Origin of the sequence: Streptomyces sp. NPDC006140 (assembly GCF_040628815.1) — a bacterium.
In the GTDB taxonomy this organism is placed as follows: Bacteria; Actinomycetota; Actinomycetes; order Streptomycetales; family Streptomycetaceae; genus Streptomyces.
Genome location: NZ_JBEXTS010000008.1, coordinates 294,975 through 308,679 on the forward strand (window position 1 = coordinate 294,975; position 13,705 = coordinate 308,679).

Annotated in this window: 17 protein-coding genes and 6 tRNA genes; 14 read left to right on the plus strand and 9 right to left on the minus strand. The window is 72.4% G+C overall.

Annotated features, from left to right (window positions below; translation table 11 throughout):
- The first annotated feature begins 19 nt into the window (after window positions 1-19).
- The 3 genes from cobA to ABZ386_RS22480 all read left to right on the plus strand — a co-directional run bounded on the left by cobA (window position 20) and on the right by ABZ386_RS22480 (window position 2,571).
- On the plus strand, window positions 20-1,261 hold the full coding sequence (gene cobA / locus ABZ386_RS22470) for a uroporphyrinogen-III C-methyltransferase (RefSeq protein ID WP_351348676.1): 1,242 nt from the start codon (window positions 20-22) through the stop codon (window positions 1,259-1,261).
- A gap of 88 nt (window positions 1,262-1,349) precedes the next feature.
- Window positions 1,350-2,168 (plus strand): RNA methyltransferase, encoded by an 819-nt coding sequence (locus ABZ386_RS22475; RefSeq protein WP_351348673.1) that lies wholly within the window; start codon window positions 1,350-1,352, stop codon window positions 2,166-2,168.
- A gap of 10 nt (window positions 2,169-2,178) precedes the next feature.
- A complete protein-coding gene (locus ABZ386_RS22480) occupies window positions 2,179-2,571 on the plus strand; it encodes an NUDIX domain-containing protein (RefSeq protein ID WP_355727674.1) in 393 nt (130 codons plus the stop codon).
- A gap of 26 nt (window positions 2,572-2,597) precedes the next feature.
- Here the strand turns inward: ABZ386_RS22480 and ABZ386_RS22485 are convergent, their stop codons facing one another.
- Window positions 2,598-4,031 (minus strand): protein kinase, encoded by a 1,434-nt coding sequence (locus tag ABZ386_RS22485; protein WP_351348667.1) that lies wholly within the window; start codon window positions 4,029-4,031, stop codon window positions 2,598-2,600.
- Window positions 4,032-4,226: 195 nt separating this feature from the next.
- Here ABZ386_RS22485 and ABZ386_RS22490 point away from each other — a divergent pair, with 195 nt between their 5' ends.
- The 4 genes from ABZ386_RS22490 (at window position 4,227) to ABZ386_RS22505 (ending at window position 6,477) form a co-directional block, all read left to right on the plus strand.
- Window positions 4,227-4,466: a hypothetical protein gene (locus ABZ386_RS22490; RefSeq protein ID WP_114250981.1), complete on the plus strand. Its 240-nt coding sequence runs from the start codon at window positions 4,227-4,229 to the stop codon at window positions 4,464-4,466.
- 234 nt (window positions 4,467-4,700) lie between these two features.
- The gene (locus ABZ386_RS22495; protein ID WP_190052018.1) at window positions 4,701-4,910 is read left to right on the plus strand and encodes a hypothetical protein; all 210 of its coding nucleotides are present in this window, start codon (window positions 4,701-4,703) and stop codon (window positions 4,908-4,910) included.
- A 255-nt stretch (window positions 4,911-5,165) separates the two neighbouring features.
- Window positions 5,166-6,107: an aminoglycoside phosphotransferase family protein gene (locus tag ABZ386_RS22500; protein WP_355727876.1), complete on the plus strand. Its 942-nt coding sequence runs from the start codon at window positions 5,166-5,168 to the stop codon at window positions 6,105-6,107.
- Window positions 6,108-6,186: 79 nt separating this feature from the next.
- Entirely contained in the window at window positions 6,187-6,477 is a 291-nt protein-coding gene (locus tag ABZ386_RS22505) for a zf-TFIIB domain-containing protein (RefSeq protein WP_351348659.1), read from the plus strand.
- Between the two features lie 60 nt (window positions 6,478-6,537).
- On the opposite strand, the gene ABZ386_RS22510 is transcribed toward ABZ386_RS22505, so the two are convergent.
- From ABZ386_RS22510 to ABZ386_RS22530, 5 genes are all read right to left on the minus strand, one after another.
- Window positions 6,538-6,609: transfer RNA gene (locus tag ABZ386_RS22510), tRNA-Val, on the minus strand.
- Window positions 6,610-6,652: 43 nt separating this feature from the next.
- A tRNA-Val gene (locus tag ABZ386_RS22515) sits at window positions 6,653-6,724 on the minus strand.
- A gap of 26 nt (window positions 6,725-6,750) precedes the next feature.
- Window positions 6,751-6,822 (minus strand) — tRNA-Val (locus tag ABZ386_RS22520).
- 1 nt (window position 6,823) lies between these two features.
- Window positions 6,824-6,897 (minus strand) — tRNA-Cys (locus ABZ386_RS22525).
- Between the two features lie 37 nt (window positions 6,898-6,934).
- Window positions 6,935-7,007: transfer RNA gene (locus ABZ386_RS22530), tRNA-Gly, on the minus strand.
- A gap of 177 nt (window positions 7,008-7,184) precedes the next feature.
- On the opposite strand from ABZ386_RS22530, the gene ABZ386_RS22535 reads away from it, so the two are divergent.
- From ABZ386_RS22535 to ABZ386_RS22545, 3 genes are read left to right on the plus strand one after another with little or no spacing between them, the layout of a single operon-like run.
- The gene (locus ABZ386_RS22535; RefSeq protein ID WP_355725437.1) at window positions 7,185-8,228 is read left to right on the plus strand and encodes a chorismate-binding protein; all 1,044 of its coding nucleotides are present in this window, start codon (window positions 7,185-7,187) and stop codon (window positions 8,226-8,228) included.
- Entirely contained in the window at window positions 8,225-9,046 is an 822-nt protein-coding gene (locus ABZ386_RS22540) for an aminodeoxychorismate lyase (RefSeq protein ID WP_351348653.1), read from the plus strand. The genes ABZ386_RS22535 and ABZ386_RS22540 overlap by 4 nt, the downstream gene beginning before the upstream one ends.
- A 55-nt stretch (window positions 9,047-9,101) precedes the next feature.
- The gene (locus ABZ386_RS22545; RefSeq protein WP_356502179.1) at window positions 9,102-9,926 is read left to right on the plus strand and encodes a GNAT family N-acetyltransferase; all 825 of its coding nucleotides are present in this window, start codon (window positions 9,102-9,104) and stop codon (window positions 9,924-9,926) included.
- 38 nt (window positions 9,927-9,964) lie between these two features.
- Here ABZ386_RS22545 and ABZ386_RS22550 read toward each other — a convergent pair whose 3' ends face one another.
- Window positions 9,965-10,489, minus strand: coding sequence for a DsbA family protein (locus ABZ386_RS22550; protein WP_351348647.1), 525 nt, complete (start codon window positions 10,487-10,489; stop codon window positions 9,965-9,967).
- A gap of 233 nt (window positions 10,490-10,722) precedes the next feature.
- Between ABZ386_RS22550 and ABZ386_RS22555 the strand changes: the two genes are divergently transcribed.
- Window positions 10,723-11,160: a hypothetical protein gene (locus ABZ386_RS22555; RefSeq protein ID WP_351348790.1), complete on the plus strand. Its 438-nt coding sequence runs from the start codon at window positions 10,723-10,725 to the stop codon at window positions 11,158-11,160.
- A gap of 153 nt (window positions 11,161-11,313) precedes the next feature.
- Entirely contained in the window at window positions 11,314-11,490 is a 177-nt protein-coding gene (locus tag ABZ386_RS22560) for a hypothetical protein (RefSeq protein WP_198678102.1), read from the plus strand.
- A 72-nt stretch (window positions 11,491-11,562) separates the two neighbouring features.
- Here the strand turns inward: ABZ386_RS22560 and ABZ386_RS22565 are convergent, their stop codons facing one another.
- Together ABZ386_RS22565 and ABZ386_RS22570 are read right to left on the minus strand one after the other, a co-directional pair.
- Window positions 11,563-12,123: a CGNR zinc finger domain-containing protein gene (locus ABZ386_RS22565; RefSeq protein ID WP_114250974.1), complete on the minus strand. Its 561-nt coding sequence runs from the start codon at window positions 12,121-12,123 to the stop codon at window positions 11,563-11,565.
- A 287-nt stretch (window positions 12,124-12,410) separates the two neighbouring features.
- Window positions 12,411-12,824 carry an SsgA family sporulation/cell division regulator gene (locus ABZ386_RS22570; RefSeq protein WP_004002642.1) on the minus strand — a complete coding sequence of 138 codons (414 nt, stop codon included), beginning with the start codon at window positions 12,822-12,824 and terminating at the stop codon, window positions 12,411-12,413.
- A gap of 191 nt (window positions 12,825-13,015) precedes the next feature.
- On the opposite strand from ABZ386_RS22570, the gene ABZ386_RS22575 reads away from it, so the two are divergent.
- Window positions 13,016-13,474 carry a TIGR02611 family protein gene (locus tag ABZ386_RS22575; protein WP_355725423.1) on the plus strand — a complete coding sequence of 153 codons (459 nt, stop codon included), beginning with the start codon at window positions 13,016-13,018 and terminating at the stop codon, window positions 13,472-13,474.
- Between the two features lie 88 nt (window positions 13,475-13,562).
- A tRNA-Val gene (locus tag ABZ386_RS22580) sits at window positions 13,563-13,634 on the plus strand.
- The last annotated feature ends 71 nt before the right edge of the window (window positions 13,635-13,705 follow it).

A 13,705-nucleotide genomic window follows, 5' to 3' on the forward strand; every position in this document is an offset into this window, starting at 1 on the left:
CACCAGGAGCCGCACCCCCATGGCCGAACACCCCGCCTACCCCGTAGGCCTCCGCCTCACCGGCCGCCGCGTGGTCGTCCTCGGCGGCGGCCAGGTCGCCCAGCGCCGCCTCCCCGCGCTCATCGCGGCCGGCGCGGACATCCGCCTCGTGTCCCCCGAGGCCACCCCCTCCGTCGAGGCGATGGCGGACGCCGGCGAGATCACCTGGGAGAAGCGCCCGTACGCCGAAGGCGACCTCGCGGACGCCTGGTACGCCCTGATCGCCACCGGCGACACCGAGGCGAACACCCGGGCCTCGGCCGAGGCGGAGCGCCACCGCGTCTGGTGCGTCCGCTCCGACGACGCCGACCAGGCGACGGCCTGGACCCCGGCCACCGGCCACAGTGAGGGCGTCACGATCGCCGTCCTCACCACGGACGCGCGCGGCCGCGACCCCCGCCACACCGCCGCCATCCGCGACGCTGTCGTCGAGGGTCTGCGCGACGGCACGCTCGTCGCCCCGCACCACCGCACGCGCACACCCGGCGTCGCCCTGGTCGGCGGCGGCCCCGGCGACCCGGACCTGATCACCGTGCGCGGCCGCCGCCTGCTCGCCGAGGCCGACGTGGTCATCACCGACCACCTCGGCCCGCGCGACCTCCTCGCCGAACTCCCGTCGAGCGTCGAGGTGATCGACGCGGCGAAGCTGCCGTACGGCCGGTTCATGGCCCAGGAGGCCATCAACGAGGCCCTGATCGAGTACGCGAAGCAGGGCAAGTCGGTCGTCCGGCTCAAGGGTGGTGACCCCTTCGTCTACGGGCGCGGCATGGAGGAGGTCCAGGCGCTGTCCGAGGCCGGCATCCCGTGCACGGTCGTGCCCGGCATCTCCAGCTCCATCTCGGTCCCGGGCGCCGCAGGCATCCCGGTCACCCACCGGGGCGTCGCCCACGAGTTCACGGTGGTCAGCGGCCATATCGCCCCGGACGACGAGCGCTCCCTGGTCGACTGGCCGTCCCTCGCGAAGCTCACCGGCACGCTGGTGATCCTCATGGGGGTCGCCACGATCGGGAAGGTCGCCGAGACGCTCATCGCGCACGGCAAGTCCCCGGACACGCCCGTCGCCCTGGTCCAGGAAGGCACGACGGCCGGTCAGCGCCGCGTCGACGCGACCCTGGCGACGGTCGCCGAGACCGTGCGGACCGAGGATGTGAAGCCCCCGGCCGTCATCGTCATCGGCGAGGTCGTGAAGGTCGGCCCCACGGCCACCGCGCCCGGCGAGTGACCCCGCTGACGCGCCCCGCGAGTAACCCCGGGTAACACAACCGTTCCGAGCCGTTGGCACCGCACCCAGGACAAGGCAGTATCACCCTGTGGCCGATCTCATCACCGTCGAGGATCCCGACGACCCCCGTCTGCGCGACTACACCGGCCTGACCGACGTGGAGCTGCGCCGCAAGCGCGAACCCGCCGAGGGCCTGTTCATCGCCGAGGGCGAGAAGGTCATCAGGAGGGCCAAGGAAGCGGGCTACGAGATGCGGTCCATGCTGCTCTCGGCCAAGTGGGTCGACGTCATGCGCGACGTCATCGACGAACTCCCCGCCCCGGTCTACGCGGTCAGCCCCGAGCTCGCCGAGCAGGTCACCGGCTACCACGTGCACCGCGGGGCGCTCGCCTCCATGCAGCGCAAGCCCCTGCCCACGGCCGCCGACCTCCTCCGGGGCGCCCGCCGCGTCGTCATCATGGAGTCGGTCAACGACCACACCAACATCGGGGCGATCTTCCGCTCGGCCGCCGCCCTCGGTATGGACGCGGTCCTGCTCTCCCCGGACTGCGCCGACCCCCTCTACCGCCGCAGCGTGAAGGTCTCGATGGGCGCGGTCTTCTCCGTGCCGTACGCCCGCCTGGACACCTGGCCCAAGGGCCTGGAGTCGGTCCGCGAGGCGGGCTTCACCCTCCTCGCCCTCACCCCCGACGAGAAGGCCCGGCCCCTCGACGAGGCCGCCCCGCACACCATGGACCGCGTGGCCCTCATGCTCGGCGCCGAGGGCGACGGCCTGTCCACCCAGGCCCTGGTCGCCGCCGACGAATGGGTCCGCATCCCCATGTCCCACGGCGTCGACTCCCTCAACGTGGGCGCGGCGGCCGCCGTGGCCTTCTACGCCGTGGCCACCGGCCGCCCACGTCCCTAGGGACCGGTCCGTGGAGCAGCGCGAGGCGATCGTCGCCGTCCTGCTGCGCGGGGAGCGCGTCCTCGCGATCCGGCGCGGCCCGGCCGTCGCACGCCCCGGCTACTGGCAGCCGCTCAGCGGCAAGGTCGAACCGGGGGAGACGCAGGAGCAGGCCGTCGTCCGCGAGGTGCGCGAGGAGGTCGGCCTCACCGTCGTGCCGCTGGCCAAGGTGTGGGAGTCGGAGACCGACGACCAGCGCTTCCGCCTCCACTGGTGGACCGCCCGCGCGGACACCGGCGAGGTGGTCCCCGACCTCGCCGAGGTCGCCGAGGCCCGCTGGGTCACGCCGGAGGAGTTCCTCGCCCTGGACCCGGTCTTCGAGGGCGACCGCCCGTTCTTCGAGCGGATCCTGCCGGGACTGTGACCCCCCGTCGCCCGCGGGGCGCCGCCCTACGGCCGGTAGTCCCGCGGCGCCTGGTCCTGCTGCACGTGCTCCTGCCGTACGCCGGCTCCGTCACCGCCGAGCCCGCGCGCCGGACCCTGACAGCCCTGCACCAGCGCGATGCCGACCGCCACCAGCAGCGTGACCACGACGAACACGAACAGCCGCTGCCGCAGCAGCCGCGGATTGGCGGGCCGTAGCCCGGTCCCCGTGTTCCTGGACGGGGAGCGTCCGGTACCGCTGTGCGGGGCGGGACGGCTGCCGCTGCCCGACCGCGTCCCGTTGCGCCCGGTGGGCGTGGGCCGGGACCCCGAGCTTCCGGAGCGTGAGGGGGCGCCGCCGCGCGGGGTGCTGCGGCCACCCGCCGGAGCCCCGCCGCGGGTCGCGCGACCCGCCGGGTTGGCCGTGCCCTGCGCACCGGACCTGCGCCGGGGCGGCACGCCGTCCTCCGCCGGCGAGGACCCCCGCGGCGGAGGAGTCCCACGGCCCCGCTGCGCCCCGGAAGCCCCCGCACCCTGCTGCCCCTGCGTGCGCCGGGTGCGCTCGGGGTAGGTGTCGGCGAGCCGGTCGGTCTCGCCGCCGCGCGGCGCGGGCGGGCGCACGCCGGCGAGGTCCTGGGACTCGCGGGCCGCGATCTCCTTGAGCCGCATGGAGAGTTGGAGCGTGCTGGGGCGCTCCTCGGGGTCCTTCGCCAGGCAGGCCCGCACCAGCGGAGCCAGCGCGTCGGGTACGCCGTGCAGCTGCGGTTCCTCGTGCACGACGCGGTACAGCATCACCTCGGAACTGCCGTGCCCGAAGGGCGAGTCGCCCATCGAGGCGTAGGCGAGTGTGGCGCCCAGCGAGAACACGTCCGTGGCCGGGGTGACGGCCGCCCCGCGCACCTGCTCCGGTGCGAGGAAGCCGGGCGAGCCGACCGCCGTGCCGACATGGGTCAGCGTCGAGGCGCCGGTCGCCCAGGCGATGCCGAAGTCGATGATCCGCGGCCCCTTCGGGGACAGCAGGATGTTGGAAGGCTTCAGGTCCCGGTGCACCACCCCGGCCTCGTGCACGGCGACCAGGCCCTCCGACAGCGCCGCACCGACCGCGGCGACGTCGGCCGCGCCGAGCGGTCCCTCGGCGGCGACCTTGTCGTGCAGCGAGGGGCCGGGGACGTACTGCGTGGCGAACCAGGGCCGGTCCGCGTCGAGGTCGGCCGCCACGAGCCGTGCCGTGCATCCACCGCGGATCCGTCGTGCCGCCGAGACCTCACGGGCGAAGCGCGAGCGGAACTCCTGGTCCTCCGCCAGATCCGGCCGGATGACCTTGAGCGCGACCCGCTGCCCCTTCTTGTCGGAGCCGAGGTAGACCACGCCCATTCCGCCCGCGCCGAGCCGTCTGTGAAGCCTGAACGAGCCGACGACGCGCGGGTCCTCGCGCCTCAGGCGCATCATCGCCATGTTCATCCCCGCTGCCCGGTCCTGTGACGAGCCACAGCTTACGTTTCCACGGCCGCCCGCGCGCAGAGGCCGCGCCCTCTCTATTCGATGGATTGTCAGTGGTGGGTGGGAGACTTGAAAGGTGGTCAGGGAGGGCGCGCAGAGGCGGACTTCGCGCCGTTGGTGATCCCAACCACCCGTCGCAGAAGGGGGATTGGTCCTGTGAAGGGTGACCGTGTGGAGATAGTCGTCGACGCCGGCGACACGACGCGCACATATGAGGTGGTGGCGAGCAGGGCGGGCCGCAGGGTGGAGACGGCGGTACGCCGGGGTGTCGTGGAAGTGAGCGAAGTCACGCGTAGCGGCACAGTCGTACGTACGGCGCGGTTCATGGCGAACCGGGTCCTGGCGTTGGTGGAACAGCCGGTTCCGCGGGAGGAAAGCTCGGACAAAGCGGGATGATCCGGGCGTCCCGTCGGGGAAGACCCTGAGACCTGGGGCCGCGTCTCCACCCAGGGGAGTACATCGCAGGTGGCGGCTCATCCTCGGGGAGGCCCGGCAATCGGTACGAGGGCATGACGCCCGGGAAGGGCCGCGCGCCTAGATTTGAGGTCAAGCGGCGGGTGCAGCACTCGTCCCCCGAGGTCAGACACCCGCCGCTGCCAACGACAACTGAGCACGGTCAGGAGAGGGACCATGGCCCACACGGCACCGCGGACGCTGATCCGCGAGGAGGGACGCAAGGTGTACGCCGCCGCGTTCCGCCGCCGCCGTCAGGGCCGTCGCCACCCCGTGGTGGCGACGCTGATGGCCCTTCCCCTGGCGGTCCTGCTCCTCCTCGTCTTCGACGGGTGGGAGACAGTGGCCACACAGGCGTCGTCCGTGGGCGAGATGCTGGGGCGCTGAGCGGCGACCCCAGGCCCGGAAGAGCGGTCCGGGCGGGAACATCCACCCATGAAACCCCGTGGGGACGGGGGTGCGGCGGACGGCACAGATGCCGGCGCAGCTGGGGAGCTGCGCCGGCATTCTTTTGCCCCCGACGGTCGAGCGGGGACACGTCTCGGCCTCGGCATCACCACCGGGCACTTCGAGCGGACCGTCTCCCACGGCACAGCGGGCTCCCGCATACCCTCGCCCCAGACCGCACACCCAGGGAGCCCAGTGAAGCCCACCTCCGACCTGCTCATCCCCGAGCTCACTGCCAAGGCCAGGGCCACCGCTCACGCCCGTTCACCGGCCTGCCCCTGCGGCGCGGCCACCCTCGCGGACCGCCCCGACGGCATCGTCGTACGGCACGCGGACACCGTCGCGAAGGCCCACCCCCCGGACACCGACCCCACCGAGCTGACCGGCCGCCTCACCGTCGCCACCCGTCACCCCGGGATCCTGCTGCCCCCACTGGACCCGGCCCCCGTCGACCTGCACGGCCGCCTCGTGACGTTCTGGCCGTACGGCACACCGGTGGACCCGGACGATCCCGACGCCGCCCCCTGGGAAGCCGCCGCCACCCTCCTCGCCCACCTCCACCGCACCCCCGCCCCCGACGGCCTGCCCCCCATGCGCGGCCCCGTCAAGGCGGCCCGTGCCGTCGCCCGGCTCCGCGAGGCCGGCCCGCATCCCGCGGCCGCCCCGGTCCTGCGCGCCTGGCACACCCTCCCGCCCTGGGCCCGGGCCGAGGCACCCATGCCGGACACGGCCACCCTGTGCCACGGCGACCTCCACCTCGGCCAGCTCGTACGCCACCCCGCCCCCGCCGGCCCCTGGCTGCTGATCGACGTGGACGACCTCGGCGTCGGCGTCCCGGCCTGGGACCTCGCCCGCCCCGCGGCCTGGTACGCCTGCGGCCTGCTCCCGGCGGACGAATGGTCCCGCTTCCTCACCGCCTACCGGGAGGCAGGCGGCCCGGCCGTCCCCGCCGACGGCGACCCCTGGCCCGCGCTCGACACCCCGGCCCGCGCCCTCACCGTGCAGACCGCGGCCCGGGCCGTCGCCAAGGCGGTCGCGGCGGGCCGGCCCCTGGACGAGGTGGAGCAGGCGGTCGTGGACGCCTGTGACCGAATGGCGACCGTCCCGCCGCAGTTGGCACAGGAGCACGCGAAGTAGGGTGCAACCGACCACAGCGGGACAGAGTCTGTCCTGGCGAGATACGAAGCAGGACCGACCGGCGAGGAGTTGAACGACCATGCAGTGTCCGAAGTGCCGTGCGCCGATGCACACCTACAACCGCAACGGCGTCCAGATCGAGCAGTGCAGCGGCTGCCGCGGGATCTTTCTCGACTACGGCGAGCTGGAGTCGCTGACCCGCCTGGAGGCCCAGTGGTCCCAGCCCGCCCCTCCGCCCCCGCCCGCCCCGCAGGCCTACCCGGCCCCTCCGGCCCCCGCGTGGGGCGCCCCGCACGGCGGGCACGGCCACCATGGCCACCACGGTCACCACCGCCACAAGAGCTTCGGGCACATGCTGTTCTCGTCCTGACCCGACCGGACACGACAGAGCCCCCGGCCGATTCATACGGCCGGGGGCTCCGGTGTGATGTGGACGATACTGGGATTGAACCAGTGACCTCTTCCGTGTCAGGGAAGCGCTCTCCCGCTGAGCTAATCGTCCTCGGGACCATGACCACTCAGTGAAGCGGATCATGGGCACTGCGTGCGCGATACTGGGATTGAACCAGTGACCTCTTCCGTGTCAGGGAAGCGCTCTCCCGCTGAGCTAATCGCGCGGGTCGGGATCTTCGAGGAGATCCAGTGGACGATACTGGGATTGAACCAGTGACCTCTTCCGTGTCAGGGAAGCGCTCTCCCGCTGAGCTAATCGTCCTTGGAGGTGGAGACGGGATTTGAACCCGTGTAGACGGCTTTGCAGGCCGTTGCCTCGCCTCTCGGCCACTCCACCAGGAGTGTAGGGGACCGGGAAGCCCCCTCTTCCTTCGAGCGGACGACGAGGCTCGAACTCGCGACCTCAACCTTGGCAAGGTTGCGCTCTACCAACTGAGCTACGTCCGCTTGTCGTTTCGGTCCGCTCTCGCGGCCCGGCGACGTGTTGAACTCTAGCGGATTCCGGGGCCAGTACAAAAACGCGTTTGTGCAGCGTGCTGCGCTTCACCTGCTCAGGGACGTCGCAGCGCCTCCTGGCGGGACATCCCCCGGTCACCCGCAGGTCACCCGCCATAGACTCGATGCGTGCTCGACCTCCCTCCTCTGGCCCGCTTCGGCGACCGCGTCGCCACCGGGCTCCTCGACGTCACCGATGATCCCGAAGCCCTGGAATCCAGCGGTTTCTGGGCTGTCTGCGCCGACTTCGAGGGCCGTCTGACCTGCGCCCGCTTCCAGGAGGTGCGGCAGACGGGCGTGCCCGCTCCGATGCCCGGGGCCTGGCGCGGACCGGCGGCGGACGACTGGACGTCGTCGCTCGACCGCGCCGCGTACACGGCGGCGGTGCGGCGGATCCGCGAGCACATCGCGGCCGGCGAGGTCTACCAGGCGAACCTGTGCCGGGTGCTGTCCGCGCCCGTGGACCCCGGCGCCGACGTCGACGCCCTCACCGCACTGCTGGCCCGCGGCAACCCGGCCCCCTATGCAGGAACGATCCGTCTGCCCGGTCACGGCGTGGAGATCGCGACCGCCTCGCCCGAGCTGTTTCTCCGGCGCGACGGGCGGACCGTCGAGTCCGGGCCGATCAAGGGCACCGGCCGCACCGAGGCGGACCTGCTGGAGAAGGACTACGCCGAGAACGTGATGATCGTGGACCTCGTCCGCAACGACATCGGGCGGGTCTGCGCCACGGGCAGCGTGACGGTGCCCGACCTGTGCGCCGTCGAGAAGCATCCGGGGCTGGTCCACCTCGTGTCGACGGTCCGCGGCGAACTGCGGGACGGCGCCGGCTGGGCCGAGCTGCTCGGCGCCGCCTTTCCGCCCGGCTCCGTCACCGGCGCGCCCAAGTCCAGTGCGCTGCGGATCATCGACGCCCTGGAGACGGCGCCCCGGGGGCCGTACTGCGGGGGGATCGGCTGGGTCGACGCCGACCGGCGGACCGGAGAGCTCGCCGTCGGTATCCGTACCTTCTGGATCGACCGGGCGGCGGGCATGCTGCGCTTCGGCACCGGCGCCGGCATCACCTGGGGTTCCGATCCCGAGGGGGAGTGGCGGGAGACCGAGCTGAAGGCGGCCCGGCTGCTCGCGATAGCGTCGGGAACGTACGAGGTGAGTGGAGAGGACCTGACGTGAAGATCTGGCTCGACGGCGGGCTGCAGGACATCGAGTCCGCCCGTGTCTCCGTCTTCGACCACGGGCTGACCGTGGGCGACGGCATCTTCGAGACGGTGAAGGCCGTCGACGGCCGGGCGTTCGCGCTCACGCGCCACCTCGACCGGCTGACCCGGTCCGCGCGCGGCCTCGGACTGCCCGACCCGGACGACGACGAGGTGCGCCGCGCCTGTGCCGCCGTCCTCCGGGCCAACCCCATGCCGCTCGGCCGCCTGCGCATCACCTACACCGGCGGCCACGGCCCGCTCGGCTCCGACCGCGGCGACCACGGCCCGACCCTCGTCGTCGCCCTCGGCGAGACGACCCGCCGCCCCGACTCCACCGCCGTGATCACGGTCCCCTGGACCCGCAACGAGCGCGGCGCCCTCACCGGCCTGAAGACCACCTCCTACGCCGAGAACGTCGTCGCCCTCGCCCGCGCCCGTGAACAGGGCGCCTCCGAGGCCCTGTTCGGCAACACGGTGGGGCGGCTCTGCGAGGGCACCGGGTCGAACGTCTTCGTCGTCCTCGACGGCGAACTCCACACCCCGCCGCTCGCCTCGGGCTGCCTCGCGGGCATCACGCGCGCGCTCGCGATCGAGTGGACCGGGGCCGAGGAGACCGACCTGCCGCTGGACGTGCTGGAACGGGCCGACGAGGTCTTCCTGACGTCCACGCTCCGCGATGTGCAGGCCGTGCACCGCGTCGACGGCCGTGAGCTGCCCGGCGCGCCGGGCCCGGTGACCGCCAAGGCCATGCGGATCTTCGAGGAGCGGTCCGGGGACGACCTGGATCCCTGACAGCCCGCCGCTTATTCGGCTGACCAGGGGCCCGGTTGCGGGTAGAACACCCGTGATGACCACGACCCTGCGGCCGACCGAGCCGCTTCAGCAGAACGCCGACGGGACGCGCTCGCGCCGCTTCCAGGTGTGCGTGAACAGCCGTCCCGTCGGGGCGATACACCTCGGCACCCATCCGGTGTTCGGCGACGCGGTGGCCCGGATCATGAAACTGCGCATCGAGGAGCCGGACCGCGGACGCGGCCGGGGCACGGTGGCCGCGCTCGCCGCGGAGGAGGTGGCCCGCGGGTGGGGGTGCCGCCGCATCGAGGCGCAGGTGCCCGCCGAGGCCGAGACGGCGTTCCGGCTCGCCACCGCGCTCGGTTACGTCGTGCGCAACCGCCTCATGGAGAAGCCGCTCGGCGACACCCCGCCGGATATGCCGGAGGGCAGCCGTGCCCGGCCCATGACCGAGGCGGAGTTCGGCCCCTGGCTGGAGAAGAACAAGGAGGACTACGCGCGGAGCTGGATCGAGCGGGGTGTTCCGGAGGCCGAGGCCCGGGCCAAGTCCGAGCGGGACCACGCCACCCTGCTGCCCGAGGGCCTCGCCACCCCCGGCGCGCTCATCAGCGTCGTCGAACAGCTGGGGACGCCGGTGGGCACGCTGTGGCTCGCGACGCGCGAGAACTCCGCCTTCGTCTTCGACGTCGAGGTCGACGCCGCCCACCGGGGGAAGGGGCACGGCCGCACCCTGATGCTGCTGGCCGAGGCCCAGGCGATCGCCGAGGGCCGCCGGACCATCGGCCTCAACGTCTTCGCCGGCAACACCCCGGCCGAACGGCTCTACGCGTCACTCGGCTACAAGAACAAGCAGTACGCCGTGTACAAGCCGCTGCTGTAGCGGCCCGGGCCGGGGGAGAGGGGGCCGGGCGGCGGCGGTCAGCTCTCCTGCCCGGCCAGCAGCCGGTCCGCGATCTCCTCGATCCGCTCGCGCAGGCCCTCCTGGCTCTTGCCCCCGTCGAGCCGCTCACCGCCGATGACGTACGTCGGGGTGCCGGTCACGCCGATCGCCTTGCCCTCGGCCTGGTCGGCGTCCACGATCAGGATGTGCCGGCCGTCGATCAGCGCGGTGTCGAACTCCTCGGCGTCCAGGCCCAGTTCGCGGGCCACCTCGACCAGGAAGGGTTCCCCCTTACGGCCCAGCTCCTCGACCCGCCCCAGCACGGCCTCGACGTACGGCCATCCCTGTCCCTGCTCCCACGCCTCCTCGGCGGCCTGCGCGGCGGCGAAGGCGTGCTTGTGCTTCTCCAGCGGGAAGTGCCGCAGCCGCAGCTCCAGACGGTCGCCGTAGCGGGCGCGCAGCGCACGGAGATCGTCCAGAGCGGTGCGGCAGTCCGGGCACTGCAGCTCGCACCAGACCTCGAGGACGGCAACGGAGGGACGGTCGGGGGAGGAGTCGCTCATGCCGACAGTCTCCCAGCAGCTCCGGTCCTCGCCCCAATCGGAGTCCTCGCGGTCGTACTGCCGCACGTCGTGCGGACACCCCCTGAGGGGTGGAGTCCGCACCGGCACCTGTGGAGGAGGCGACCCGGAGATGTCCCTGATGTCGGGCCGGAGCATGGCCCGGCGGGGTACGGCGGGTGCAGGATGGAAGGGACGAAGTGCCCCTGCTCGACCGCGCACGCCTGGAGGACCGGATGATTGCCGAGACCGTCTGCTCCGCCGTGTCCGCGGCAGGCCTGGGCATCGCGGCCATCACGGCGTACCGCAAGCGTTTCCTCGCGGCGACCCGGATCGCGGCGTACTCACTCGTGCCGATCGGCCTGGTGATGACCGGTGTCGTCGAGTGGCTGGCCGACACCGCCTTCAGCCCGACGGCCTGGGCCGGCTTCGGCGTGCTCGGCGTCGCGTGGGCTTTGTTCGCGACCACGCGTGTCGTGGAGCGCCGCCGCGGCGGCACCCGCAAGGAGCGCAGGGCGGCCCGCGCCGCGGAACGGCCCGAGGCGGTGGCCCCAGGGGCCTCGGCGCCCTCGCTGGGACAGGGCTCCCGCCCGGCGTCCCGGCCCGCGGCGGCGCCCCGGGGAGAGGAAGACTTCAGCGACATCGAGGCCATCCTCAAGAAGCACGGCATATGACGCCCGCGCGCCGGCCCGAATCGTCACAGTGGGTCCGCGGGCGCGCGGAAGTGATCACAACCTGACCCGGACCTCACGGAATCGGCGCACTCCCGCACGGAACGAGGGCGCTGATCGCGCCCGGCACGGCGACTGCGCCATCATCGCCGCGAGATGCTGGACACGACGAAACAGAGCGACCCCGCCCCGCCGCAGGACAAGCCACGCCCCCCGCGGGACGAGCCACGTGGTTGCCTCTTCGCCCTTTCCCAGCCACCGCTGATGATCTTCCTGGCGGTGATCGGGTGTCTGCTGCTCATGGCCTCGTTGCACGATCTGCTGTTGCTGTGAGCCGTACCCGCGGTACCCGGCGCCACCCGCCGGGACCGCGTCGGCATCGAAGACCCGCCCCGGCGGCTCTCCTCAGCCCGCGGCTTCCTTCCGGCGCGCCCGGTACGCCGCCACATGCAGGCGGTTCCCGCAGGTGCGGCTGTCGCAGTAGCGGCGCGAGCGGTTGCGGGACAGATCGACGAAGGCGCGCCGGCAGTCGGGCGCCTCGCAGCGTCGCAGTCGCTCCTGCTCTCCGGCGACCACGAAGAAGGCCAGCGCCATCCCGCAGTCGGCGGCCAGGTGGTCGGCCACGGAGGCACCGGGTGCGAAGTAGTGGACATGCCAGTCGTAGCCGTCGTGGTCCGTGAGCCGCGGCGTGGTGCCGGCGGCCGCGACCAGCTCGTTGATCAGGCCTGCGGCGGTCCGGGCGTCGGGGGCCGAGAAGACGGCGGCGAACCGGCCGCGGATCTTCCGGACCGCGGAGAGGTCGAATTCCGAGAGCACCCCGACATCGCTGATCTCGTGGTTCCGTACGAAGTCCGCGAGGGTCGCCACGTCCGGCAGCCCGTCCGCCGCCGTGTCGTCCTCCGGCGCGGTGTTCACCAGATCCACCACGGTGTCGAGGGCGCACCGGGTGTCGTGGGTGATCAGCACGATTCGCTCCCTGGCCTGGGGGTCGGGCGGGCGCCCGTGGATGCTGGCCGATGGTAACGGCTCCACAACCGCCGGAAGCCCCTCATGCCCGCACATGGCTTCGAATACAACGCCGCCGGGTCCGCCGTGGTTCCCACCCCGCCCGCAGACGGCTCCGGGGCATACGCGAACCGGCGCCGACCCGCGTGAGCCGCGGTGCCGGCGCCGGTGTATCCCGTATGCGGTTGTCCTGGCCCGAGCCGTCTCCCCGAGTCGACGGCGCCGGGCGGCTTTGCGGGGGCCTCGCCCTAGCTTTCCGCCAGGATGTGCGAGAGCTCCTGATCGAGATCGAAATGACGGTGCTCCGTGCCGGGCGGCACGGCGGCGTCGGTCCGCTTCAGGAAGGACTCCAGGGCCCGGGCCGGGGCCTCGAGCAGGGCCTCGCCCTCCGGTGAGCTCAGGGCGATGCACACGACGCCCTGACCGTGACTGCGCGACGGCCAGACGCGGACGTCGCCGGTGCCCGTAGGGCGGTGAAGTCCCTCGGCGAGGAGGTCGCGGGCGAACACCCACTCGACGGTCTCCTCGGCTCCGGTGTGGAAGGTGGCGTGCACGGCGTAGGGGTCGGCCGTGTCGTACCGCAGGCCTGCGGGGACAGGCAGGGAGGACTCGCTCGACACAACGAGGCGCAGGTGCAGCTCGCAGCTGACCGTGGTGTTCATAAGCGCCAGGGCCTTTCGCTCAGTGTGCGCTCGGGGATTCGCACGTCGGCGAAATCGACATGCCACCTACGGTGCCGTTGTAAACCCCTCTGAGTGTTTTGCGTGCCTTTACGTAACTCTTCCGGCCGAGAGATCGTTCGGGGCGTGCGTCCATTCCGGTGACTGGTTTCGCTCGGGTAGTGTTTGGCCGTATGAATACGGGGAGTGACGAGCCGGGCGAGGTGGCCGTGGCATCGGACGAGACGGGGACGGAAGAGGTGCACGGCGAGCAGCACCGGGGGCTCGGTTCCCGGGCGCCGGAATTCATCAAAGCGCGCCGTGTGCTGCATCTGAGCTGGCAGGTCGGCGTCTTCATCATCGGGCTCGCGGTCGTCGTGGCGGGCATCATCATGCTGCCCCTGCCCGGGCCGGGCTGGGTCGTGATCTTCGGCGGCATGGCGATCTGGGCGACGGAGTTCGTGTGGGCGCAGCTGGTGCTCCGCTGGACCAAGCGGAAGGTCACGGAGGCGGCGCAGCGGGCCCTCGATCCCAAGGTGCGGCGCCGCAACATCATCCTGACGAGCATCGGCGTGGTGATCGTGGCCGTACTGGTCGGTATCTACGTGTGGAAGTTCGGCATCGTCATGCCGTGGAAGATCAAGAACCAGTGAGCGGCGCGGGGGGTGCCGGGGCCGGTCGGCGCCGGCCGGTGCTGGTCACAGGCACCCCCTGACATGGGGTAATGTTCTTCCTGCGTCCGGGCGATTAGCTCAGTGGGAGAGCGCTTCGTTCACACCGAAGAGGTCACTGGTTCGAACCCAGTATCGCCCACCCGGACCGGGGGGCCCCCCCCGCGGAAGCCGGGGGGGCGCCCGGGGGGGGTGGGGGGGCCGCCGGCGCCG

Excerpts from the sequence above, each read along its gene's own strand:
- ABZ386_RS22495 (WP_190052018.1), top strand. The coding sequence starts at position 4,701 with ATGGCCCACACGGCACCGCGGACGCTGATCCGCGAGGAGGGACGCAAG.
- ABZ386_RS22575 (WP_355725423.1), top strand. The coding sequence starts at position 13,016 with ATGAATACGGGGAGTGACGAGCCGGGCGAGGTGGCCGTGGCATCGGAC.
- ABZ386_RS22550 (WP_351348647.1), bottom strand. The coding sequence starts at position 10,489 with ATGAGCGACTCCTCCCCCGACCGTCCCTCCGTTGCCGTCCTCGAGGTC.
- ABZ386_RS22555 (WP_351348790.1), top strand. The coding sequence starts at position 10,723 with ATGATTGCCGAGACCGTCTGCTCCGCCGTGTCCGCGGCAGGCCTGGGC.
- ABZ386_RS22570 (WP_004002642.1), bottom strand. The coding sequence starts at position 12,824 with ATGAACACCACGGTCAGCTGCGAGCTGCACCTGCGCCTCGTTGTGTCG.
- ABZ386_RS22505 (WP_351348659.1), top strand. The coding sequence starts at position 6,187 with ATGCAGTGTCCGAAGTGCCGTGCGCCGATGCACACCTACAACCGCAAC.
- ABZ386_RS22545 (WP_356502179.1), top strand. The coding sequence starts at position 9,102 with ATGACCACGACCCTGCGGCCGACCGAGCCGCTTCAGCAGAACGCCGAC.
- ABZ386_RS22560 (WP_198678102.1), top strand. The coding sequence starts at position 11,314 with ATGCTGGACACGACGAAACAGAGCGACCCCGCCCCGCCGCAGGACAAG.
- cobA (WP_351348676.1), top strand. The coding sequence starts at position 20 with ATGGCCGAACACCCCGCCTACCCCGTAGGCCTCCGCCTCACCGGCCGC.
- ABZ386_RS22485 (WP_351348667.1), bottom strand. The coding sequence starts at position 4,031 with ATGAACATGGCGATGATGCGCCTGAGGCGCGAGGACCCGCGCGTCGTC.